At 70.4% G+C, this 20,549-nt stretch carries 20 protein-coding genes; 4 read left to right on the forward strand and 16 right to left on the reverse strand.

Annotation, left to right across the window (positions count from 1 at the left end; translation table 11 throughout):
• Positions 1-61: 61 nt before the first annotated feature.
• The gene (locus AC30CM_RS09570; protein ID WP_490116621.1) at positions 62-475 is read left to right on the forward strand and encodes a MarR family winged helix-turn-helix transcriptional regulator; all 414 of its coding nucleotides are present in this window, start codon (positions 62-64) and stop codon (positions 473-475) included.
• An 8-nt stretch (positions 476-483) separates the two neighbouring features.
• Here AC30CM_RS09570 and AC30CM_RS09575 read toward each other — a convergent pair whose 3' ends face one another.
• The 6 genes from AC30CM_RS09575 to fmdA all read right to left on the reverse strand — a co-directional run bounded on the left by AC30CM_RS09575 (position 484) and on the right by fmdA (position 7,775).
• Positions 484-2,460, reverse strand: coding sequence for a primary-amine oxidase (locus AC30CM_RS09575; protein WP_490116622.1), 1,977 nt, complete (start codon positions 2,458-2,460; stop codon positions 484-486).
• Positions 2,457-3,956, reverse strand: a complete 1,500-nt coding sequence (locus tag AC30CM_RS09580) for an APC family permease (protein ID WP_490116623.1) — start codon at positions 3,954-3,956, stop codon at positions 2,457-2,459. Before AC30CM_RS09580 ends, AC30CM_RS09575 begins: the two co-directional genes overlap by 4 nt.
• Entirely contained in the window at positions 3,953-4,684 is a 732-nt protein-coding gene (locus tag AC30CM_RS09585) for an ABC transporter ATP-binding protein (RefSeq protein WP_490116624.1), read from the reverse strand. The genes AC30CM_RS09580 and AC30CM_RS09585 overlap by 4 nt, the downstream gene beginning before the upstream one ends.
• Position 4,685: 1 nt before the next feature.
• On the reverse strand, positions 4,686-5,195 hold the full coding sequence (locus tag AC30CM_RS09590; protein WP_490116690.1) for an FtsX-like permease family protein: 510 nt from the start codon (positions 5,193-5,195) through the stop codon (positions 4,686-4,688).
• A 62-nt stretch (positions 5,196-5,257) separates the two neighbouring features.
• Positions 5,258-6,385 carry an FtsX-like permease family protein gene (locus AC30CM_RS09595; protein ID WP_490116625.1) on the reverse strand — a complete coding sequence of 376 codons (1,128 nt, stop codon included), beginning with the start codon at positions 6,383-6,385 and terminating at the stop codon, positions 5,258-5,260.
• A gap of 136 nt (positions 6,386-6,521) precedes the next feature.
• Entirely contained in the window at positions 6,522-7,775 is a 1,254-nt protein-coding gene (gene fmdA / locus AC30CM_RS09600) for a formamidase (RefSeq protein ID WP_490116691.1), read from the reverse strand.
• A gap of 49 nt (positions 7,776-7,824) precedes the next feature.
• Between fmdA and AC30CM_RS09605 the strand changes: the two genes are divergently transcribed.
• Positions 7,825-8,112, forward strand: coding sequence for an FmdB family zinc ribbon protein (locus tag AC30CM_RS09605; protein ID WP_490116626.1), 288 nt, complete (start codon positions 7,825-7,827; stop codon positions 8,110-8,112).
• On the opposite strand, the gene AC30CM_RS09610 is transcribed toward AC30CM_RS09605, so the two are convergent.
• The 3 genes from AC30CM_RS09610 to rpsB all read right to left on the reverse strand — a co-directional run bounded on the left by AC30CM_RS09610 (position 8,113) and on the right by rpsB (position 11,288).
• On the reverse strand, positions 8,113-9,519 hold the full coding sequence (locus AC30CM_RS09610) for an amidase (protein ID WP_490116627.1): 1,407 nt from the start codon (positions 9,517-9,519) through the stop codon (positions 8,113-8,115). It abuts the gene before it with no gap.
• Between the two features lie 110 nt (positions 9,520-9,629).
• Entirely contained in the window at positions 9,630-10,445 is an 816-nt protein-coding gene (tsf, locus tag AC30CM_RS09615) for a translation elongation factor Ts (protein ID WP_490116628.1), read from the reverse strand.
• A gap of 18 nt (positions 10,446-10,463) precedes the next feature.
• Positions 10,464-11,288, reverse strand: a complete 825-nt coding sequence (gene rpsB, locus AC30CM_RS09620) for a 30S ribosomal protein S2 (RefSeq protein WP_490116629.1) — start codon at positions 11,286-11,288, stop codon at positions 10,464-10,466.
• A gap of 395 nt (positions 11,289-11,683) precedes the next feature.
• On the opposite strand from rpsB, the gene AC30CM_RS09625 reads away from it, so the two are divergent.
• Together AC30CM_RS09625 and AC30CM_RS09630 are read left to right on the forward strand one after the other, a co-directional pair.
• Positions 11,684-12,130: a M23 family metallopeptidase gene (locus AC30CM_RS09625; protein ID WP_490116692.1), complete on the forward strand. Its 447-nt coding sequence runs from the start codon at positions 11,684-11,686 to the stop codon at positions 12,128-12,130.
• A gap of 45 nt (positions 12,131-12,175) precedes the next feature.
• The gene (locus AC30CM_RS09630; RefSeq protein ID WP_490116693.1) at positions 12,176-13,147 is read left to right on the forward strand and encodes a TIGR03621 family F420-dependent LLM class oxidoreductase; all 972 of its coding nucleotides are present in this window, start codon (positions 12,176-12,178) and stop codon (positions 13,145-13,147) included.
• On the opposite strand, the gene AC30CM_RS09635 is transcribed toward AC30CM_RS09630, so the two are convergent.
• The 7 genes from AC30CM_RS09635 to AC30CM_RS09665 form a co-directional block, all read right to left on the reverse strand.
• Complete coding sequence (locus tag AC30CM_RS09635) at positions 13,144-14,061, reverse strand: tyrosine recombinase XerC (RefSeq protein WP_490116630.1); 918 nt, start codon at positions 14,059-14,061, stop codon at positions 13,144-13,146. The two genes, AC30CM_RS09630 and AC30CM_RS09635, sit on opposite strands and share 4 nt — an antisense overlap.
• Positions 14,062-14,166: 105 nt before the next feature.
• Positions 14,167-15,327, reverse strand: coding sequence for an alpha-hydroxy-acid oxidizing protein (locus AC30CM_RS09640; protein WP_490116631.1), 1,161 nt, complete (start codon positions 15,325-15,327; stop codon positions 14,167-14,169).
• A gap of 16 nt (positions 15,328-15,343) precedes the next feature.
• Positions 15,344-16,195 carry a siderophore-interacting protein gene (locus AC30CM_RS09645; RefSeq protein ID WP_490116632.1) on the reverse strand — a complete coding sequence of 284 codons (852 nt, stop codon included), beginning with the start codon at positions 16,193-16,195 and terminating at the stop codon, positions 15,344-15,346.
• 103 nt (positions 16,196-16,298) lie between these two features.
• Entirely contained in the window at positions 16,299-17,378 is a 1,080-nt protein-coding gene (locus AC30CM_RS09650) for an endo-1,4-beta-xylanase (protein ID WP_490116633.1), read from the reverse strand.
• 82 nt (positions 17,379-17,460) lie between these two features.
• Positions 17,461-18,609 (reverse strand): DNA-processing protein DprA, encoded by a 1,149-nt coding sequence (dprA, locus tag AC30CM_RS09655; protein ID WP_490116634.1) that lies wholly within the window; start codon positions 18,607-18,609, stop codon positions 17,461-17,463.
• Positions 18,606-20,144: a YifB family Mg chelatase-like AAA ATPase gene (locus AC30CM_RS09660; RefSeq protein WP_490116635.1), complete on the reverse strand. Its 1,539-nt coding sequence runs from the start codon at positions 20,142-20,144 to the stop codon at positions 18,606-18,608. The genes dprA and AC30CM_RS09660 overlap by 4 nt, the downstream gene beginning before the upstream one ends.
• Entirely contained in the window at positions 20,144-20,515 is a 372-nt protein-coding gene (locus tag AC30CM_RS09665) for a YraN family protein (protein WP_490116636.1), read from the reverse strand. Before AC30CM_RS09665 ends, AC30CM_RS09660 begins: the two co-directional genes overlap by 1 nt.
• Positions 20,516-20,549: the final 34 nt, after the last annotated feature.

Below are 20,549 nucleotides of genomic sequence, written 5' to 3' on the forward strand. Positions count from 1 at the left end.
GCGTGGATGCGACCATGCCACCGGCCTGTCAATCTACTTGATATATGTCAAGATTATTGACATGACCGAAGAAGGCCGGCCCCTCGGGTACCTGCTGCACCGCGTCTACGCCCGGTTGCGCGTCGAGGTGTCGACCGCCGTGCTCGAACCGCTCGGCCTGACGTTCCCGCAATACCTCTGCATGCGCGTCCTCGCGCACACCCCCGGACGGTCCAACGCCGAATTGGCGCGTGAGATCGAGGTGTCGCCGCAGGCGATGAACATGGTCGTCCGCGGCCTGCAGGAACGCGGCCTGGTCGCCCGGCCCGCCACCGTCACCTCCGGACGCTCGCTACCCACCGAACTCACCCGGGAGGGCACCGCACTGCTGGCACGCACCGACGCCGGCATCCGCGACGCCGAACGGCGGGTGCTGGCCCCGCTCGACGCCGCCGACCAACGACGTCTGCGCCGCCTGCTCGCCGACGTGGGATGACCGCTGGGCTAGTGCCCGTGACATGCCCTCGGCGGTGACGGCGGCAGGTCCAGCGCTGGGTTGCCGTCGAAGAACCCCACCGGCTTGAGGTGGAATCCCGCGTAGGCGCACGGCATCACGGGCCAGTCCTCCGGACGCACGACGTGATGCGCGCCCAGGGTGTACCAGAGCACGACGTCGGTGTCCTCCAGCGGTTCGTCGTCGGCGACGAACTTGGGCAGACCCTGCGCGTCGGCCGACTGGTACATGTAGTCCCCGGCGGCGAACATCTCCGTCGGGTGGTATCTGGTCACCCACAGGTTGTGCTGCACGAACCGGGCGCGGTCGTAGATGTAGGAGCCCTCCTGCACCATCACGGGGACGATGTCCTTGGGCACCAGCTTGTAGGCCACCGGTGATCCCAGCTCGTTGACCTTCGACGGGTTCGCGACCTTCCAGTACCGCCCGGTCTGCCAGTTCCAGTCCCGCGCGCCGTCGGCCTCGGACGCCACCAGCGCCTCGCGCGTGATCCAGGCGTTGCGGTGCGGGTTTAGTTCCGGGTCCGGTTCCGGGATCGAATCCACCTCGTAGACACTGTTGTTCGCCCCGTCGACGCTCATGTCCAGGCGGAAGTTGAAGAAGTGCTGATGGTTGGGACCGTAGATGCCCGGCGCCACCAGCTTGCCCCACCGCGGCGTCTCCCCCTCGGCGACCGCACCGGTGGTCAACACACCGGAGAGCTTCACCTCGACCTCGATCGAGGCGTCGTTGTACAGGTACCAGAAGAACCCGTACTCGTAGTTCCCGACGGTGCAGATCATCGAGATGACCAGTCGCCGGGAGCGTCGCACCTCGACCTCCTCGGTGCGGAAGTCGGTGTGCTTCCAGGAGATTCCGAAGTCCTCCTCGTGCATGCAGATGGCGTTGTCGATCGTGACGGCATTGCCGCTGGAATCGTTGACCGTGCCGTCGAAGTAATGGATCTCGCCGAGGCAGTCGCACCCCAGGGTCAACGGGTTGGCCGAGAACCCCATGCCCACCTCGCCCATGTCGAACACGTTCTTGTTCCAGTGCGTCGGAGACGTGTCGCCATAGGGCACCACCATCTCCGAGAGCGACCCGCGGTAGAGGACGGGCCGGGTCCGACCGCGGTCGGTGTAGGTGACCTCGTGCAGCGTCAACCCTTCCCGCGGGTTGAAACCGATGCGCAGGGACCACTTCTGCCACTGCACCTTCCACCCGTCCACGGTGAAGCTGGGCCCGTCGGGCTGCGTGATCTCGATGGGCTTGACGTCGTCGCGGAACTGGGTGAACGCCGGGCGGTTGTCGGGCGAGAACATGAACTTCTCGCTGTAGTTGCCCGCCGTGGGCGGCAGCGCCACCACGCCGTGATCCTCCACGTCGAGCACCGCCATGGCGTCGAGGTCGAAGGTCACGATGAGGCCCTCCACCGGCCGGGCGTAGCCGTGTTCGGACGGCGCCGCCCGCATGAACGTCAGCGGCCGACAGATCAGCGCCGAGGAGTCGTAGTGGTCCTGGGCGCCGTAATAGCCTGCGGGCCATGGGTCGATCATCGCCAGCGAGAAGTCGGTGACGCCACGCTTGCGCATGGCCTCCTGCCACCGCGGGTCCTCGCGCACCCGCTCCTCCACGCCCGTCATGTGTTCGACGAGATAGGACGGGAACCGGCCCGGCACCGCCGTCCACGATTCGACGACGCGGGCGTCGAGGTCGACGATCGCCTCGTAGAGCTGCTTGACCGTCGCGTCGTACGTCGAGGCGAACGCGCACCGCGGCACGTCGGTGCGCCCCTCGAACGTCAGCTCGGCGGTCTTGGCCGGTTCGGCCAGCTGGATCATGACGAACTTCAGCGTCGGGCGGCCGTACTGCGACGCCATGACGATGGCCGCGGCCGCCTGGATCTCGTCACCCGAGAGCGGATCCAGCGGATAGGCGGCCGCACCGGCCCTCGTTCCGGCAACGGAAAGGGTGTCTTCCATGGTCATTTCGTGGGTTCCTCCGAGGTCAGGTCGAAGACGGCCAGATGGGCCAGCGCGTCCTCCTGCGACGTCTTGCGGGCCGAGCGCCTACCGAAGACGTAGACCACCAGGCCGAGGGCGAACATCCCCAGGCTGATGCCGCCGACCCACGTCATCCAGGTGGCGGCGGGCACGTCGATCCAGGGCGTGACGAACGAGTAGTAGATGCCGCCGACGGTGCCCAATGATCCGACGATCACCACGGCCCACACGCCCACCATGCCGCCCGGGATGCGCCAGAACGTCTCGTTCTCATAGCGATCGGCGTACTTCTTGCGGGCCACCACCACCGGGATCAGGAAGAAGAACCCGGACAGCAGCCACACCGTGCTCAGTCCGCCCTGCAGGTAGATCGTGACGTTGGCCATGCTGCTCTGCGAGTACAGGCCCACCAGGATCAGCGACGAGATGACGCCCTGGATCAGGATGGCGGTCACCGGGTTTCGCGTCCGCGGGTTCAGGTGGGTGAAGATGCGCGGCAGGTGCCGCTCCAGGCCGGAGACGAAGATGAGCCGCGAGTAGGCCACCTGGTAGGTCATCAGGGCGACGATGATGATGAACGCCAAGACGACCGCGCACACCTCCATCAGACCCGGGAAGCCGGCGACGTCGAGCATGCCGATGATGCCGGTGACCGGATCGATCTCGTCGGACGGCAGGGCCATCACGGTGCCGAGGGTCGTCAGCAGGTAGATCGCGACGAGGGCGGTCGAACCCCACAGGATCATCCGCGGGCCGCTCTTGCGCACCGACAGGAACTCCGCACCCATGTTGTAGGGCGTCTCGACGCCCAGCAGGTACAGCAGGACGGTGCCGTACAGGAAGCCGGCGACGGCGAAGTTGGGGATGGTCGCCTCGGCCCAGCTGAACGGTGTCGCCGACCCGTGGTTCACCGCGAAGAGCAGCCCGGAGACGAAGATGACCAACGTCAGCACGCCGTAGACGACGAACACGACGTTCATGATCTTCTGGTTGGCGGCCAGTTTCGCCAGCGCCAGACCGATGACGGTCCACAGGATCACCAGCTGCAAGATGATGCTGGTCGTCAGGCCCAACTCGGTGTGGAACGCCAGCAGCAGGAACTGCAGGACGACGGCCGGGGAGCTGGCGGCGTTGAGGATCACCGGCACCCACGACAGGTAGCCGCCGATGAAGCCCCACGTCTCCCCCATGGTCCGGTAGGCCCAGATGTACACACCGCCCTGGCCCGGCCACAGGTTGCCGAGTTCGACGACCGCCATGCCCGCGGGGATGAGGAACGTCAGGATCCCCAGCACCCACATGGGGATGGCGGTCCAGCCTCCCGCGGCCATCACCGACGATCCGGTGACCCAGCAGATGATGAACACGTAGGCGGCCGTGAGGCCGAACGTGCTCATCACCTTGGGCAGGATCTGTTCGGGGACCAGTTCGGTGGTCATGAGCTTGTCCCGGTCCGCGGGGGTTTCGAGTTCGGCGGTCATGCGATTCTCCCGTCCTTCATCCTGACGACACGGCTCGCTTCGTCGGCCACCGTGGGATCGTGGGTGCTCGCGACCACGGTGACGCCGAGCGTCGAACACAGGTCGCGCAGCATGCGCACCACCGTCTCCCCCGTGCGGTGGTCGAGGTTGGCCGTGGGCTCGTCGGCGAGCACCAGCGTCGGATTGCTGATCAGCGAGCGCGCGATCGCCGTGCGCTGCTGCTCTCCCCCGGACATCTTGGTGGGCTGGTGGTTGATCCGGTGACCCAGACCCACCAGTTCGAGCAGCTCGACGGCGCGCGTGCGCAACGCCTTTCGGTCATAGGGCTCGAACATCAGCGGCAGCTCCACGTTCTCCACCGCCGACAGGAACGGGATCAGGTTGTAGCTCTGGAAGATGAACCCGATGGTGTCGTGGCGCAGCGCGGCGAACTGACTCTCGGTGAGCGAGGCGGTGTCCTGGCCGGCCACCGTCACGGTGCCCTTGGTCGGCCGGTCGAGGCCCCCCATGATGTTGAGCAGCGTCGACTTGCCGCTGCCGCTGGGCCCCATGAGGCAGACGAATTCGCCGGGCTGCACGTCGAGGTCGACGGCGCACAGCGCCTTGACCACCTCGTCGCCCAGCTGGTGCAGCTTCCACACGTCGGCGATCCGGATCACCGGTTCGACGGCATCGGTGGCTGCCGACACGTTTTCGCTGATGGTGCCGGGTTCGGTCAGGTCGGTCATGTCAGCCTCCGGACTGCAGGGAACGGATGGGGGGACGCGACGCTGCGTTCCAGGTGGGCACGATGCTGGTGGCCAGGGCGGCCACGATGCTGACGACGACGGCGATGCCCACACCCGACAGCAGGCCGGTCACCGCGATGCCGGTGGGCACCAGGCCGACGGCGCCGAGGACGACGGCGGTGACGAACGCCAGCGCGGCGCCGGCCACCGCACCCAGCACCGCAGCGACCACCGGCTCGACGAGCAGCGCCGCGATGACGGGGTTGCGCGGAATCCCGTTGGCGCCCAACACGCCCAGCTCGCGGGTGCGACGGGCCACGGTGCGGGTGGTGGCGATCGCCACCTCGACGACGCCCACCAGCAGCACCGTCACCGCGATGAGCATGACGGCGCGCCCGATCTCCTCGGCGTGGCCGAGTGCCGCGGATCGAGCCCGGATGCCGTCGGACATCCCGAAGACGAGCACCACCAGGAACGCTCCCGTCCCCGTGGTGACGATGGGCAACACCATCTCGCGCACGCGCCGTCGCGCCGCCAGCCACCCGTATGCCAAACCCTTGCCGACGCCGTTCACTAGGCCTCCCGCAGCAGCTCGACCGGCCGCTGCTGCAACAGCCGGTGTACCGGAACCAGGGCACCCACGATCGCCATCGCGGGCAGGAACGCCGCCACCATGCCGGCCGCCTGGGCCCAGGCGACGGGAGTGGCGATGCTCGGGATCACCACGGCCACCGCGATTCCCGCGGCCGCGACGCCCACCGCATAGGCCACCACGAAGACGATCGCGGATTCGACGAGGAAGAAGTACAGCACCTCGTCGGCGAGGCCGATGCTCGACATGATGCCGAACTCGCGCTTGCGCTCGGCCACCGCCGCCAGGAACGACGACAGGGCGATCACGAAGCCGAGCGCCAGTCCGATGGTGGAGATCAGTCCCAGCGTCGAGCTGGTGACCTTGCCGGAGAACAACGCCGAGAACTTCTGCTCGAACGTCAGGGGTCCGGACCCGCCCACGGTGTCGTAGATCAGCCCGTCGCCCGCGGCGTCGGGCACCACCGCGGGGTCGGGTGTCGACGGCAGCCCGACGATGCCGCCGAACCGCGACGCCAGGTCGCGACGCTGTTCCTCACCCGCCGGCGCGGACACCGTCCACCAGCCGTTGGCGCCCACGATCGCGCCGGCCAGCCCGGAGGCCACCGTCAGGCTCTGGCCGTCGCCCTGGACCGACGCGCGCAGTGACTGCCCGCCGACGCTGAGTTCGTCACCGGTGGCGACGTGCAGCCGCTGCGCCAGTGCCGACCCCAGAATCGCGGTGCCGCTGGGGACGTCGTCGCGGCCGCGCACCGACACGGGTGCGCCGTCGACGTCGGTGACGCCCGACAGCGTGCGGGTGACGCGCCAGCCGTCGGGTACCGCGAACGTCGGGGCGGGGCCGTCGGCGACCAGGGCCTGGGCGTCGGGGTCGAAGTGCACGCCGGCTGCGGGTACCACCCACAGCTGGGCACCCTCGAGTACCTCGGTGACCGAGTCGGCACCGGTGATGGCGAAGCTCGCCGAGATGGTGCGCACGATGGTCACGCACGCGATGGCCAGGGCGATGCCGAGCACGGACAGCGTGAACCGTTCGGGCCGTCGCCGAATGTTGGCCAGTGCGAACCGGACGAGGCACGTGAACGTGTTGCCCGATGCCGAGGTCTCCACATCGCAGATCGTGGGAGCGCCCTGTTTCGCCGGTCGCCACCAGCAGTGTCGAACGCGTTAATTCACCGCGGTCCCGGTTAAGGCGATGTGTCGATCTTGCTGCGGATTTCGTCGTCCGACGGGCCGCGCCAGACCGTCAGAAGCTCGCGTGCGGCGCTCCGATGCCGGGGTCGATGCGGGTGGGACCGGCCGCCGACGGGGCCACCGGGAAGTCGAAGATCGCCGTCGGAATGTACACGGTCGCACAGGAATTGGGGATGTCGACCACCCCCGACAGCCGACCCTCGATGGGGGCGGACCCCAGCAGCAGGTAGGCCTGCTCGGGGCTGTATCCGAATTTCGTCAGATAGTCGATGGCGTGCAGGCACGCCCGCTGGTAGGCCAGATCCGAATCGAGATAGCGCTGTTCACCGTCGAGCGTCACCGAGGTACCGGAGAACGCGATCCACTCCGAGTACTGCGGGTCGGTGTTCCCGGGCATGAAGATGGCGTTCTCGTGCACGCCGTAGGTGTCCATGCCGCCCTTGATGAGATCGACGTGCAGATCCATGAAGCCACCCATCTCGATGGCCCCGCAGAACGTGATCTCACCGTCGCCTTGCGAGAAGTGCAGATCGCCGAAGGACAGGTTGGCCCCCGGCACGAACACCGGGTAGAACACCCGAGAACCCTTGGTCAGGTTCTTGATGTCCTGGTTTCCGCCGTTCTCCCGCGGCGGTGCCGTGCGCGCGCCTTCGCTTGCCACGCGGTCGAATTCGGCACCCGTCAGCGAGCCCAGGATGGCGTCCTCGGGCTCGGGCGGCAGCGCCAGCGGTGGCACCCGCTGGGGATCGGTGGCGATCAGCGCGCCCTCGCGGGCGTTCCACTTCGCGAGCAGGGCGGCACTCGGCGCCGTGCCCATCAGCCCCGGATGCACGATGCCGGTGTACTTCACCCCCGGCACGTGGCGCGACGTGGTGGTCTGGCCTGCGAAGTCCCAGACGGCCTTGTAGGCGTCGGGGAACTGCTCGGTGAGGAAGCCGCCGCCGTTGGCCTTGGCGAAGATGCCGGTGTACCCCCACCCCTGACCGGCCAGCGGACCGGAGTCCTCCTGCGGGATGGGTCCCACGTCGAGGATGTCGACGATCAGCAGGTCACCCGGCTCGGCACCCTCGATGGCGAAGGGGCCCGACAGGCAGTGCACGCCCTTCAGTGGCGCGTTGAGGATGTCCTCGGCCGAATCGTCGTCGTGGATGGCGCCGTCGAACCACTCGCGGCAGTGGGCGCGGAAGGTGCTGCCGGGCTTGACCGTCACCGCGGCGGGGATGTCGGGATGCCACCTGTTGTGCCCCACGATCTGCTGGTCGGTGAAGCGCTTCGTCGAGTCCAAGGGGAACAGCAATTCGGGCACGGGCATCCTCCAGACGGTGGTCGTCCTTCCCAGACTAGGCTGTGATGCCATGCCCACCTACCTGTTTCGCTGCGAGAGGCAGGATTGCGACGACTTCACGGCGGTGTTCCCCATGGCGTCGCGCCCCGACGAGCAACCGTGCCCCGGTTGCGGAGACGCCGCCCGACGACGCATCGGTGCGCCCGCGCTCGGCGTCGGCAACACCGCCGCCATGCGCGCGCAGGACCGCACCAGGGCCAGCGCCGACACGCCGACGGTGGTGTCGGCGCCGCCGCCCACGCAGCGCCGGGCGCCGGTCACCGCCAACCCGTTGCACCGCAAGCTGCCGCGCCCGTGATCACCCCAGCCGGTCGAACGGCCGCGCCTCTTCCACCTCGTAGGCCACGCTCAGCAGGCGGGCCTCCTCGCCGCGCCGCGCACTGAACATCACGCCCATCGGCAGCCCCGCGCTCGAGAGCCCCATGGGCAGCGAGATCGCCGGATCGCCGGTGACGTTCTGCAGCGGCGTGAACGACACCCAGTCGATCAGGCGTTCCAGCACGCGCTCGTAGTCGGCGGTGGGATCGAGGTGACCGATCGTCGGCGTCACGTCGGCCAGCGTCGGCGTCAGCAGCACGTCGTAGTGGCCCACCGCGCGCAGCACGCCGGCACGGGTGCGGGCCAGTCGCGCCATCGCCAATGGCAGCCGGTGGAGGTGGCGTCCGGCGTGCCGGGCCAACCCCAGGGTGAGGTTGTCGAGTCGACGCTCGTCGAACGTCGGCCCGAAGCGCCTGCGACCGCCGCGCACCAGCGCGAAGGCCAGCAGCGCCCAGTACAGGACGAAGTCGTCGACGAACGACGCGGGGACCGGAGGCCGCTCCAGCACGTCGACGCGATGGCCGAGCCGCTCGAGCAGCGTGGCCGCCTCGAGCGTGGCAGCGCGCGTCTCCGGCGCGGCGTCACGCAGCACCGAGCGGGTGCAGACGGCTACCCGCAACCGTTGGCGATCGGGCGCGGTGACGTCGCCGATGGGCGCCAGACGCGGACTGCGCCAAGCCTTCTCGACTTCGCGATAGAACGCGGCGGTGTCCCGCACGGAGCGCGTCAGCACGCCGTTGGCGACGATGCGGATGGGCATCTGGCGGACGTCGGCGTCCAGGGGAAGCCTGCCCCGCGAGGGCTTGAGCCCCACCAGGCCGTTGCAGGCCGCGGGGATGCGGATCGATCCCCCACCGTCGTTGGCGTGAGCGATGGGCACGACGCCGGCGGCCACCAGCGCTGCGGACCCCGACGACGATGCCCCGGCCGTGTGGTCGAGATGCCACGGGTTGCGCACCGGACCCAGCCGGGGGTGTTCGGCCGAGGCGCTGAAGCCGAACTCGGACAGCTGGGTCTTGCCCAGGGGCACCAGGCCGGTGGCCAGGTAGGCGCGGGCGAAGTCGCCGTGGGCCGCCGCGGGGCGCGGCAGCCAGGCGTCGGTGCCGTTCATCGTGGGCATCCCGGCGACGTCGACGTTGTCCTTGACGAACGTCGGGACGCCGTCGAACGCGCCCCCGAAGGGACGGGGACTCGACGCCCGCTCCCGCGCGCGGTCGAACGCCTCGTAGGCGATGGCGTTGAGTGCGGGATCGACGGCCTGGGCCCTGGCGATCGCCGCCTCGACCAGCTCGGTCGGTGAGACGCCTCCGCTGCGCAGGGCGGCGATCAGCCCCACGGCGTCGAGGTGGCCGAGGGCATCGTCGCCGAAGGCGTGCACGCGTGACATGCGCCTGACGGTACCAGGACGTACCACTTTGGCGTGCCGCGCGGGATCGGCCCGAAACGCACGTGTCCCCCCGCACCGAGGTGCGAGGGGACACGTGTGAGTCGAAGCGGCTAGGCCTGGCCGACCTCGAAGCGGACGAACCGGGTCACGGTCACGCCTGCCTCGTCGAGCAGCGCCTTGACGGTCTTCTTGTTGTCGGACACCGACGGCTGATCCAGCAGCACGACGTCCTTGTAGAAGCCGGTCACGCGACCCTCCACGATCTTGGGCAGCGCCTGCTCCGGCTTGCCCTCCTCCTTGGCGGTCTCCTCGGCGATGCGGCGCTCGTTGGCCACGATGTCCTCCGGGACGTCGTCCCGGGTGAGGTACTTGGCCTTGAGCGCGGCGATCTGCAGCGCCACCGCGTGCGCGGCCTCCTGCGAATCGCCGCTGTACTCCACCAGCACGCCCACGGCGGGCGGCAGGTCGGCCGACCGCTTGTGCAGGTAGGTCTCGACCTGGCCGTCGAAGTACGCCACCCGGCGCAGTTCGAGCTTCTCGCCGATCTTGGCGCTCAGGTCCGCGATCAGCTGCTCGACCGTGGTGTCGCCGGCAGTGGCGGCCTTGAGGGCGTCGACGTCGGCGGCCTTGGACTCCGCGGCCGCGGTGACGATCTGGTCGGCGAGTGCCTGGAACTCCGCGTTCTTCGCCACGAAGTCGGTCTCGGAGTTCAGCTCGATGAGCGCGCCGTTCTTGGCGGCCACCAGGCCTTCGGCGGTCGCCCGCTCGGCACGCTTGCCGACGTCCTTGGCGCCCTTGATGCGGAGCAGCTCGACGGCCTTGTCGAAGTCACCTTCGGACTCGGTCAGCGCGTTCTTGCAGTCCATCATCCCGGCGCCGGTCAGCTCCCGCAGTCGCTTGACGTCGGCAGCGGTGTAGTTCGCCAATGTTGTGCCTTTCCCTGATTAGGAAGCGTCGGTGGTGGTGGTCTCGGTGGTGTCCGAGTCCGGGGTACCGGCAGTGGCGCCGGCGAGCAGCTCCTGCTCCCACTCGGCGAGCGGCTCGGCGGCAGCGGCGTCGGCATCGGCCTTGGCGCCGGCACCCGAGCGGGCCTGCAGGCCCTCGGCGACGGCGGAGGCGATGACCTTGGTCAGCAGCGCCGCGGAACGGATCGCGTCGTCGTTGCCCGGGATCGGGTAGTTCACCTGGTCGGGATCGCAGTTGGTGTCGAGGATCGCGATCACCGGGATGCCGAGCTTGATGGCCTCGCTGACGGCCAGGTGCTCCTTGTTGGTGTCGACGACCCACACGGCGCTGGGCACCTTCTGCATGTCGCGGATACCACCGAGGCTGCGCTCGAGCTTGTTCTTCTCACGCGTGAGCATGAGGATTTCCTTCTTGGTGCGACCCTCGAAGCCCCCGGTCTGCTCCATCGACTCGAGTTCCTTGAGCCGCTGCAGACGCTTGTGCACGGTGGAGAAGTTGGTGAGCATGCCGCCCAGCCAGCGCTGGTTCACGTAGGGCATGCCGACGCGGGTGGCCTCTTCGGCGATCGACTCCTGCGCCTGCTTCTTGGTGCCGACGAACATGATGCTGCCACCGTGGGCGACGGTTTCCTTGACGAACTCGTACGCCTGGTCGATGTAGGTCAGCGTCTGCTGCAGGTCGATGATGTAGATGCCGTTGCGGTCGGTGAAGATGAACCGCTTCATCTTGGGGTTCCAACGTCGGGTCTGATGCCCGAAGTGCGCGCCGCTGTCGAGCAGCTGCTTCATGGTAACGACGGCCATGGCCAGTCATGTCCTCTTGTCGACGGTTGTCATCCGACGTCGGGTCGACGGCGGATCCTGGCGCCTGCTGCACACCGGACCCGTGTGGCACGGGACCGCCCGGCATGCGGGTGCAACCTGGTGTGATCCGGGGCTGCGATGCAGGCGCGCGAAGTCAGCTCGCCGAGGCGAACTGCGGAAATGAGTTTACACCGTGGATGGGCGTGCTCCGACCACGCCGACATCGCCGCACCGGCATCCATCCACAGCCGGCTCGACCACCACTTCCACTACCGCCCGCGAGACGCTGAACTGGAACGATGCCCCGTCCACTGCGAACTCGACGGCGAACTCGACGGCGATCTCGACTGGGAGCGTTGCTCGCGACCACCCTGCTGCTGGCACCGGCGCCGGGGATGGCCGCGGGCTCCCCGGGGACCGGCGGCCGACTGGACTGGCCACTGCGGCCCCGGCCCGCCGTGCTGACGACGTTCGACGCCCCCGATCCGAACTGGCGTGCCGGTCACCGCGGCGTCGACCTCGCCGGGCGCGAGGGGCAGCCGGTGTACGCCGCCGCCGCAGGCACGGTGGTGTTCGCCGGGAGTCTGGCGGGTCGACCCGTGGTGTCGATCGCGCACCCGGGCGGGTTGCGCACCACCTACGAACCGGTGCTGGCCGACGTGCGGCCCGGTGCCCGCGTCGCGGCGGGTACCGGGATCGGGCGGCTGGCCGCGGGGCACGCCGGATGTGTGGGCACGGTCTGTCTGCACTGGGGCGCCATGTGGGGGCCGGCGTCGGCCGCCGACTACCTGGACCCCCGCGGCCTGCTCGTGAGCACCCAGATCCGCCTCAAGCCCGCGTGAGCGCGCGCGTGTCTGGGAATCGGCACAACGGGGAACACCATGGCCGTGATCGCCTCCGCCAGCTCCCACCGCACCCGCCGGATGCGGTTCGGGTTGACCACGACCCTGCCGCGAGGTCGCGAACTCGCCGACTTCGCCGCCGCCGTCGAAGACGTCGGCTTCGACGTGATGACGTTCGCCGATCACCTGGTCCCGTCCCCGGCGCCGTTCGCCGGAGCATCGGCCGCCTTGGGCGCGACCCGGCGGCTGCACGCCGGAACCCTGGTGCTCAACAACGACTTTCGCCATCCCGTCGACATCGCCAGGGAGGCGGCGACGCTGTCGGCACTCTCCGGCGGCCGCTTCGAGCTGGGGCTGGGCGCCGGGCACATGAAGTCCGAGTACGACGCCGCCGGCCTGGCGTTCGACGACGGCCGCACCAGGGTGGATCGGCTGGCCGAATCGGTCGAGATCGTGACCGCGTTGCTCGCCGGCGCCGACGTGGCCGTCACCGGTTCGCACTACCGCGTGCACGCCACACCCGGCGAACTGGTGGCAACGCCGCCCCAGGCGGTGCCACTGCTGTTGGGCGGCAACGGAACTCGCGTGCTCCAGCTCGCAGGGAAGTACGCCGACATCGCCGGGTTCGCAGGCATCACGCACAACGACGACGCCACCGAGGTGCGGCTGACGCACTTCGACGGGCCGGGCCTCGCCGACCGCATCGCGGTGGTGCAGCAGGCCGCGGGCGACCGGTTCGACGCCATCGAACTCAACGCCCTCATCCAGTTCGTGGTGCCCACCCACGACCGTGCCGCCGCCGCGGCCGAACTGGCCGCCGCGATCGGGAACGTCACCCCCGCCGTGATCCTCGAATCCCCGTTCGTCCTGCTGGGCACGCACGACGAGATGGCCGAGACCCTGGTGGACCGGCAGCGGCGCTACGGCATCAGCTACTGGACCGTGTTCGACGAGTTGCCCGGTCGGCCGTCGGCGCTCCCGGACCTGGCGAAGGTGATGGCGCTGCTGCGTGGTTAGGCGCGCGGATGCGCCTGGTCGTGCACGGCGCGCAGCCGGGCCACCGAGACGTGGGTGTAGAGCTGCGTGGTGGCCAGCGAGGAATGACCCAGCAGCTCCTGCACGACGCGCAGGTCGGCACCGCCCTCGAGCAGATGGGTCGCAGCGCTGTGACGCAAGCCGTGGGGACCGATGTCGGGCGCGCCGTCGACCGCGGACATGGTGTCGTGCACCACGCTGCGCGCCTGCCGCGGGTCCAACCGCTTGCCGCGGGCGCCCAACAGCAGGGCCGCTCCCGACGCGGCCGTCGCGAGCGCGGGCCTACCGTGGCTCAACCACGCCGTCACCGCCCACTGCGCGGGCTCGCCGAACGGCACGGTGCGCTGCTTGCCGCCCTTGCCCAACACGGTCACCAACCGGCGGGACACGTCGACGTCGTCGACGTCGAGCCCGCACAGCTCGCTCACCCGAATGCCGGTGGCGTACAGCAACTCCACGATCAGCCGGTCCCGCAGCGCCACCGGATCGCCCTGCTGCGCACCGGACGTCGCCGCCGCCATCGCGTCGTGGGCCTGATCCTGACGCAGGACCGCGGGCAGCGTGCGATGCGATCGGGGGACCTGGAGCCGGACGGCCGGATCGGTCTGCAGCAACCCGCGGCGGGCCGCCCACGCGCTGAACGTCTTGACCGCCGACGTGCGCCGCGCCAGCGTCGTGCGCGCCGCGCCCGCCGCTGCCTGCGCCGAGAGCCACGACCGCAGCGCGGGCAGCGTGAGATCGGCCGGCTCCGCAGCCGTCGGGTCACGCTGCGCCAGGAACGCGAACAGCGACCGCAGATCACCCAGGTACGCGCGCCGGGTGTGCTGGGAGCGGCCGCGCTGCAGGTCGAGATACTCGTCGAATTCGTCGAGTACCGCGTCGACGTGGGCCGTCATGCGATCCACGGTCGCATCCGCACACGGCCTCGAGAAGACCGCCGGCGAGGACGTGACGGGATCGCCGAGCAGACGTGACGCGATCGATACCTCGCGACCGATCCCCTAGAGCACCGGCCGCAACGCGTCGGGCGTCAGGTCGGCCAGGCTCGGGTAGCCGTCGACGGCCATGACGAGGTCGGTCTCGGCGAGCATCGACCGCAGCACGTGGGTGACCCCGTCGGCCCCGCCGAGGGCCATCCCGTACGCGTAGGGGCGCCCGATGCCGACGGCCGTCGCACCCAGCGCCAGCGCCTTGACGATGTCGGCCCCGCTGCGGATCCCGGAGTCGAACAGCACCGGTACGCCGTCGGCCGCCGCCACCACGCCCGGTAGCGCGTCGATGGCGGGCATGCCGCCGTTGGCTTGGCGCCCGCCGTGGGTCGAGCAGTAGATGCCGTCGACGCCACCGTCGATCGCGCGCTTGACGTCGTCGGGGTGGCAGAGCCCCTTGACCAGCAGCGGCAGCGAGGTCAACGACCGCAGCCACGGCAGGTCGTCCCAGGACAGCGCGTTGCCGAAGATCGACACCCACTGCAGGACGGCGGCTTGCGGATTCTCCTCGGGTGGCTGCGCCAGCCGCGAACGGAACACCGGATCGGACATGTAGTTCTTCAGGCAGTGCCCGCGCAGCTGCGGGAAGTTGGCGGTACTGAGATCGCGCGGCCGCCAGCCGGGAATCCAGGTGTCGAGGGTGACGACGATGCCCTTGTACCCGGCCGCCTCGGCGCGCTGGACCAAGCTCGCCGCCACCTCCCGGTCGGTGGGCGTGTAGAGCTGGAAGAACCCTGGCATATCGCCGAATTCGGCCGCCACGTCCTCGAGGGGATCGTTGGTCAACGTCGACACCATCAGCGGCACGCCGGTACGGGCGGCGGCGCGCGCGGCCTCCAGGTCGCCGTGGCCGCTGCGGTCACAGATGCCGATGACGCCGATGGGCGCCATGAACACCGGCGAGGGCAGGGTCGATCCGAACAGCTCGACCGACAGGTCGCGCTCCCTGGCCCCGACGAACATCCGGGGCATCAGCCCCCACTTCTCGAACGCCGTGACGTTGACGCGCTGCGTGCGTTCGTCGCCGGCGCCACCTGCGACGTAGGACCACACCCACGGCGGCATGACCGCCTCGGCCCTGGCCTCGAGTTCGGCGTAGTCCATGGGATAGGACGGCATGTTGCCGGAGAGGCCCTGCAGGTAGATCTCGAGCTGGTAGTCGCTGAATGCCATGGCGACAGCCTGCCAGTCAGTCGGCGGTTTGCGCCTCCGCCTTGGCCAATTCGGCCTTCCACTGGCGGAAGGTCTCCTCGGTCCGGCCCCTGCGCCAGTACCCCGAGATGGAGGCCGAGGCGGCGGGGACACCGCGCTCCTTGCGCACGTATCCGCGCAGGTTGTGCATCACGGCCTGCGCCTCGCCGTGGATGAACACCTGGGGATCACCGGGCAGCCACGGGGTCTCCTTGACGGCGGCGATGAGCGGCGCGAAGTCACCGGCCTTGTCCTCGGGCACCAGGTCGGCACGGCCACCGCGGTAGATCCACCGCACCTCGACGCCCTCGGGCGCGGACAGCTCGACCTCGTCCTCGGGGCCCGCCACTTCGATGAAGGCTCGCCCGATCGCGTTGGGGGGCAATGCTTCCAGCGCGGCGCTGACTGCCGGCAAGCCGGCCTCGTCGGCGGCCAGCAGATGCCAGTCGGCATCGGGGTCGGGGGCGTAGGCGCCGCCGGGACCCATCAGGTAGACCCGCTGGCCCGGCTGGGCGGCCGCGGCCCACGGGCCCGCCACCCCTTGGTCGCCGTGCACGACGAAGTCGATGGTGATCTCCCGGCGCTCGGGATCGGCGCGGCGCACTGTGTAGGTGCGCACGACGGGGCGGCGCTCCGGCGGCAGCTCGTCGAACGAGTCGAGGGTGAGCGGCTGGGGCAGCGCGGCGACGTCGACGTCGTCGCGGACGATGACGATCTTGACGTAGGAATCGGTGTACTCACTGGGAGTGAAGGTGTCGAATCCGCTGCCGCCCAGCACCAACCGGATCATGTGGGGCGTCAACTCCTCGCTGCGCACCACTTCGAACGTATGGATCGGGCGACCTGCCACGCGTTACCTCCCAGCCATCACAACGCCTTTGACCGTCGACTATACGAGTCGGGCTGCGCGGGTAGGGGTCTCCCCGGTCCTGCGGTAGGCCCCGGTGCCGCGCTCAGCGCCAGCCGCCCGCAGGCGGCTTCGCGAGGACCGACGCCGCGAACTTGTCCTGGAAGTCCGTCGTGAGCAGGGCGCCGAAGTTGTCCTGCACGTCGTCGGGGTCGTTGGAGTCGATGTCGCGGATGGAGTAGACGAACGCCGGCCCGGAGTAACCGCTGGCCGTCACCCCGGCCAGCACGTCGACGATCTGGCGGGCCTGCTCCTGCTGGCTGACGCCCTCGTCGGTGTTGGCGGCCGTCGGCGCACCCAGCTCGGTCATCCAGATCAGCAGGTTCCCGTCGCCGTGGGTCGTCATGACGTCGTGGACGCGGGCGACGTCCGACCACCCGTTGAAGGGGTCCGCGGCGATGCCGCCCGGGTAGACGTACGGGTGCATGGCGAGCGCGTCGAAGTACCCCTTGGCGCCTGCGACGTACATGTCGTTGACGAAGTTGGGTGGCGCATCGACGCCGACCGCGGGGCTCAGGCCCGCCGCGACGACGACGCCGTGCGGCTGCACGGTCTTGATGGCCTCGTGGGCGGCCTTGAGCAGCGCCACGTAGCGGGCGGGGCGGGAGTCGGCGTAGCCGAGGAACCGCGGCAGGTTGGGTTCGTTCCACACCTCCCAATCCGAGATGCGCGCCTGGTAGCGCCGCACCACCGCATCGACGAACCTCGCGAAGTCCGCGGCGTCGACGGGCGGCGCGTACATCGGGGCCCCGGGCTGGCGCGCCCATTCCGGGGAGTTGACCAGCAACCCGAGCACCTTGAGCCCGCGCTGGCGGGCGCCGTTGATCCAGTGGTCGGCGTAGCCCCAGTCGTACCGTCCCCTGACCGGCTCGACGTGCTGCCAGTCGATGTGCACGCGGATCCACTGCGCGCCCGTCTTGGCCACGGCGTCGAGTTCGCGATCGGCGTCGGCGGGGCTCATCCAGATCTGCGAGGCGCCGACGGCAAACCCGTAGCCACCCGGCGGCGCCACCACGGGTGCGGGCGCCGCGCGGCACCCCGCCAGGGCCAGCACGACGACCTGCAGGACGGCCAGCAGTGCCCCGATGCCCACGCGGCCGGTTCGCCTGCTGCCGCGTCCACCCACCGTGCAAACGTACTCCAGCACCGGCACCGCACCTGCCAGCGAACGTCGCCCACCCGGCCTCACCCGGTCCTCACCCGGCCCATCACCCCGCCCTGCGGGCCAAGGCCCACCGCCCGTCGCGGCGCGCGACCAGCCCGGCCATCTCGAGCGCGGCCAGCGGCCCGAACAGCCGCTCGGGGGCGATGCCCGCCGCGACGGCGAGCTGGTCGGCGGTGCGGGCGCCACGCCCCGGCAGCGCCTCGTAGACCCGGCGCTCCACGTCGGTGAGGTCGTCGAGCACGTGCGTGGGATGCTGCGGCTCGGGCGCCAACTCCCCCACCCGGCCCACCAGCTCCACCAGGTCGGCCGCGCGGGTGGCGACGGCCGCCCCCTCGCGCAGCAGCACGTGACACCCCGCCGAGGCGGCCGAGGTCACCGGCCCGGGCACGGCACACACCGGCCGGCCCAGCATCTTGGCCCACGCGGCGGTGTTGGCCGCGCCGCTGCGCAGCCCGGCCTCCACCACCACCGTCGCGCGGCCGACCGCGGCGACCAGGCGGTTGCGCACCAGGAACCGGAAGCGCGCCGGCCGCATCCCCGGCGGATACTCCGAGAGCACCAACCCCTGCTGGGACACGTGGCGCAGCAGGCCGGCGTGCCCCGCCGGGTAGGGCACGTCGAGCCCGCACGCCAGCACCGCCACGGTGGCGCCGTCGGCCGCGAGCGTCGCCCGATGGGCCACGCCGTCGATGCCGTAGGCGCCGCCGGACACGACGGCGACGTCGCGCTCGGCCAGTCCGGTCGCGAGGTCGTGGGCGACGTGCTCGCCGTACCGCGTGGCCGCCCGGGTGCCGATCACCGCACACGACCGCTCGGTCACGTCGGCCAACCGCAGGGGTCCCATCGCCCACAGCACCAGTGGTGGCCACGCCTGCGGGTGGGGCGTGCCGTCGCCGCGGGCGCCGACCAGCCTGGTGAACGCCAGGCCCGGCCACTCGTCGTCCTCCCGGGTGACCAATCGGCCGCCGAGCCGGGCCAGGGCGTCCAGATCTGCTGCGGCGCAGTCGTTCTCGCGGCGCGCCTCGGTGGCGTCGCGGACGTCCCCGGCGACGGCGCCCCGACGGATGCGGGCGGCCGCCTCGACCGCGCCCACCCGGCCCACCAGCGCGGCCACCTCGGGGCACGGCGGCTCGGCGACGCGGCTGAGGTAGGCCCACGCCAGGGCCTCGTCGCGGGCCTGGTCGCCGGTCATGCCGCGCCCCCGTCACGGAAGCTCAGCGCGGTGTTGACCTCGTCGACGCCCGGGACCGTCGACCCCAGCAGATCGGCCAGCGTCCACGCGATCCGCAGCGTGCGGTCCATGCCCCGCACGCTCAGCCACCCGCTGTCCAGGGCGTGCTGCAGCGGCGCCATGGCCGCCTGCGGCGGCCGGTAGCGCCTGCGCAGCAGCGGTCCACCGACTTCGGCGTTGGTGCGGAACCCGTGGGGTGCCCACCGCTGCGCGGCGGCGGCGCGGGCGGCGGCCACACGGGCGCGCACGGCGTCCGTGGGCTCGCCCGTGGTCTGCGCGGCGATGGCCCCGGAGGAGATCCGCGACATGCGCACGTGCAGGTCGACGCGGTCCATCAGCGGACCCGAGAGCTTGCCCAGATAGCGACGCTTGACCGCGGCCGGGCACAGGCAGTCCTGGGGATCGGCGGGGGCGCACGGGCACGGGTTGGCGGCCATCACCAGCTGGAACCGCGCCGGGTAGCGGGCCACGCCGTCACGGCGCGCCAACCGGATCTCGCCGTCCTCCAACGGCGTCCGGAGCGCTTCCAGCACGCTGGTACCGATCTCGGCGCACTCGTCGAGGAACAGCACGCCGCGATGCGCGCGGCTCACGGCACCGGGTCGGGCCATGCCGGAACCTCCGCCGACCATCGCGGCGACCGACGACGTGTGGTGCGGCGCCACGAACGGTGGTCGCGTGATGAGCGGGGATTCGTTGGACAGCAGGCCCGCGACCGAGTGGATGGCCGTCACCTCGAGCGCCTCGTCGGGTGACAGCTCGGGCAGCAACCCCGGAAGCCGTTGGGCCAGCATGGTCTTGCCGATTCCGGGCGGCCCGGTGAGCATGAGGTGGTGCGCTCCCGCGGCCGCGACCTCGACGGCGTAGCGGGCGTGCGACTGCCCCACCACGTCCGCCAGGTCGGCGGCGGCCTCGGCGGCCTCGGCGGCCTCGACGTCCCAGCCGTGCGCGGCCGAGGCGTCGAGGCGATCGTCGAGGGACGCCTTGCCCTGCACCCAGGCCTGCACCTGTCGCAGATCGCGGGCGCCGAGCACCTCGATGCCGTCGACCAGGCTGGCCTCGGCCAGGTTGTCGATGGGCACCACCACCGCGGCCACCCCGGCCCGTTTGGCGGCCAGCACCGCGGGCAGGATGCCCGCGACCGGACGCACCCGCCCGTCGAGCGCGAGTTCGCCGAGCAGCACCGTCGTCTCGAGCCGCGGCCACGCCCGCTTGCGCTCGGCGGACAGGACGGCGAGCGCCAGGGCGATGTCGTACACCGACCCGACCTTCGGCAGCGTGGCCGGTGACAACGCCAGCACCAGCCGCGCCATGGGCCAGGTGTTCCCGCAGTTCGTCACGGCTGCGCGGACGCGGTCGCGCGACTCCTGCAGCGCGGCGTCGGGCAGTCCCACCAGGTGCACCCCCGGCAGACCCGAGGTGATGTCGGCCTCGATCTCGACGAGATGGCCCTCCAGCCCGCGCACGGCCACCGAGAAGGCCCGTCCAAGCGCCATCACCCCACCGCCCGCAGGTGGCTGATCTGCGGATCGGCGCCGGCGGTGATCCGCACGCCGACGACGTCGATGCGCACATGACTCCAGCTGCGCTGCTGCTCGGCCAGCCACAGCCCGGCAAGCCGGCGCAGCCGCCGCACCTTGACGGGCGTGACGGCCTGGGCCAATCCCCCAAAACCGTCACCGGTGCGCGTCTTGACCTCGACGAACACCAGTGCCGCCGCGTCGGGGTCGTCGGCGACGACGTCCAGCTCCCCCCAGCGGCATCGCCAGTTGCGTTGCAGCACTTGCCATCCCAATGCGCTCAGATGATCGACGGCCAGTTGCTCGCCGAGCGCGCCCAGTTGCGCGCGGGTCAGTGGTTGGGTCATGCCGCCACGATGCGCGGCCACCCCGACGACCACG

The organism is Mycobacterium sp. DHQP2018-32-09 (assembly GCF_058148405.1).

Excerpts from the sequence above, each read along its gene's own strand:
- AC30CM_RS09570 (WP_490116621.1), top strand. The coding sequence starts at position 62 with ATGACCGAAGAAGGCCGGCCCCTCGGGTACCTGCTGCACCGCGTCTAC.
- AC30CM_RS09575 (WP_490116622.1), bottom strand. The coding sequence starts at position 2,460 with ATGACCATGGAAGACACCCTTTCCGTTGCCGGAACGAGGGCCGGTGCG.
- AC30CM_RS09580 (WP_490116623.1), bottom strand. The coding sequence starts at position 3,956 with ATGACCGCCGAACTCGAAACCCCCGCGGACCGGGACAAGCTCATGACC.
- AC30CM_RS09585 (WP_490116624.1), bottom strand. The coding sequence starts at position 4,684 with ATGACCGACCTGACCGAACCCGGCACCATCAGCGAAAACGTGTCGGCA.
- AC30CM_RS09590 (WP_490116690.1), bottom strand. The coding sequence starts at position 5,195 with ATGGTGTTGCCCATCGTCACCACGGGGACGGGAGCGTTCCTGGTGGTG.
- AC30CM_RS09605 (WP_490116626.1), top strand. The coding sequence starts at position 7,825 with ATGCCCACCTACCTGTTTCGCTGCGAGAGGCAGGATTGCGACGACTTC.
- AC30CM_RS09610 (WP_490116627.1), bottom strand. The coding sequence starts at position 9,519 with ATGTCACGCGTGCACGCCTTCGGCGACGATGCCCTCGGCCACCTCGAC.
- rpsB (WP_490116629.1), bottom strand. The coding sequence starts at position 11,288 with ATGGCCGTCGTTACCATGAAGCAGCTGCTCGACAGCGGCGCGCACTTC.
- AC30CM_RS09625 (WP_490116692.1), top strand. The coding sequence starts at position 11,684 with ATGGCCGCGGGCTCCCCGGGGACCGGCGGCCGACTGGACTGGCCACTG.
- AC30CM_RS09635 (WP_490116630.1), bottom strand. The coding sequence starts at position 14,061 with ATGACGGCCCACGTCGACGCGGTACTCGACGAATTCGACGAGTATCTC.
- AC30CM_RS09640 (WP_490116631.1), bottom strand. The coding sequence starts at position 15,327 with ATGGCATTCAGCGACTACCAGCTCGAGATCTACCTGCAGGGCCTCTCC.
- dprA (WP_490116634.1), bottom strand. The coding sequence starts at position 18,609 with ATGACCGGCGACCAGGCCCGCGACGAGGCCCTGGCGTGGGCCTACCTC.
- AC30CM_RS09660 (WP_490116635.1), bottom strand. The coding sequence starts at position 20,144 with ATGGCGCTTGGACGGGCCTTCTCGGTGGCCGTGCGCGGGCTGGAGGGC.
- AC30CM_RS09665 (WP_490116636.1), bottom strand. The coding sequence starts at position 20,515 with ATGACCCAACCACTGACCCGCGCGCAACTGGGCGCGCTCGGCGAGCAA.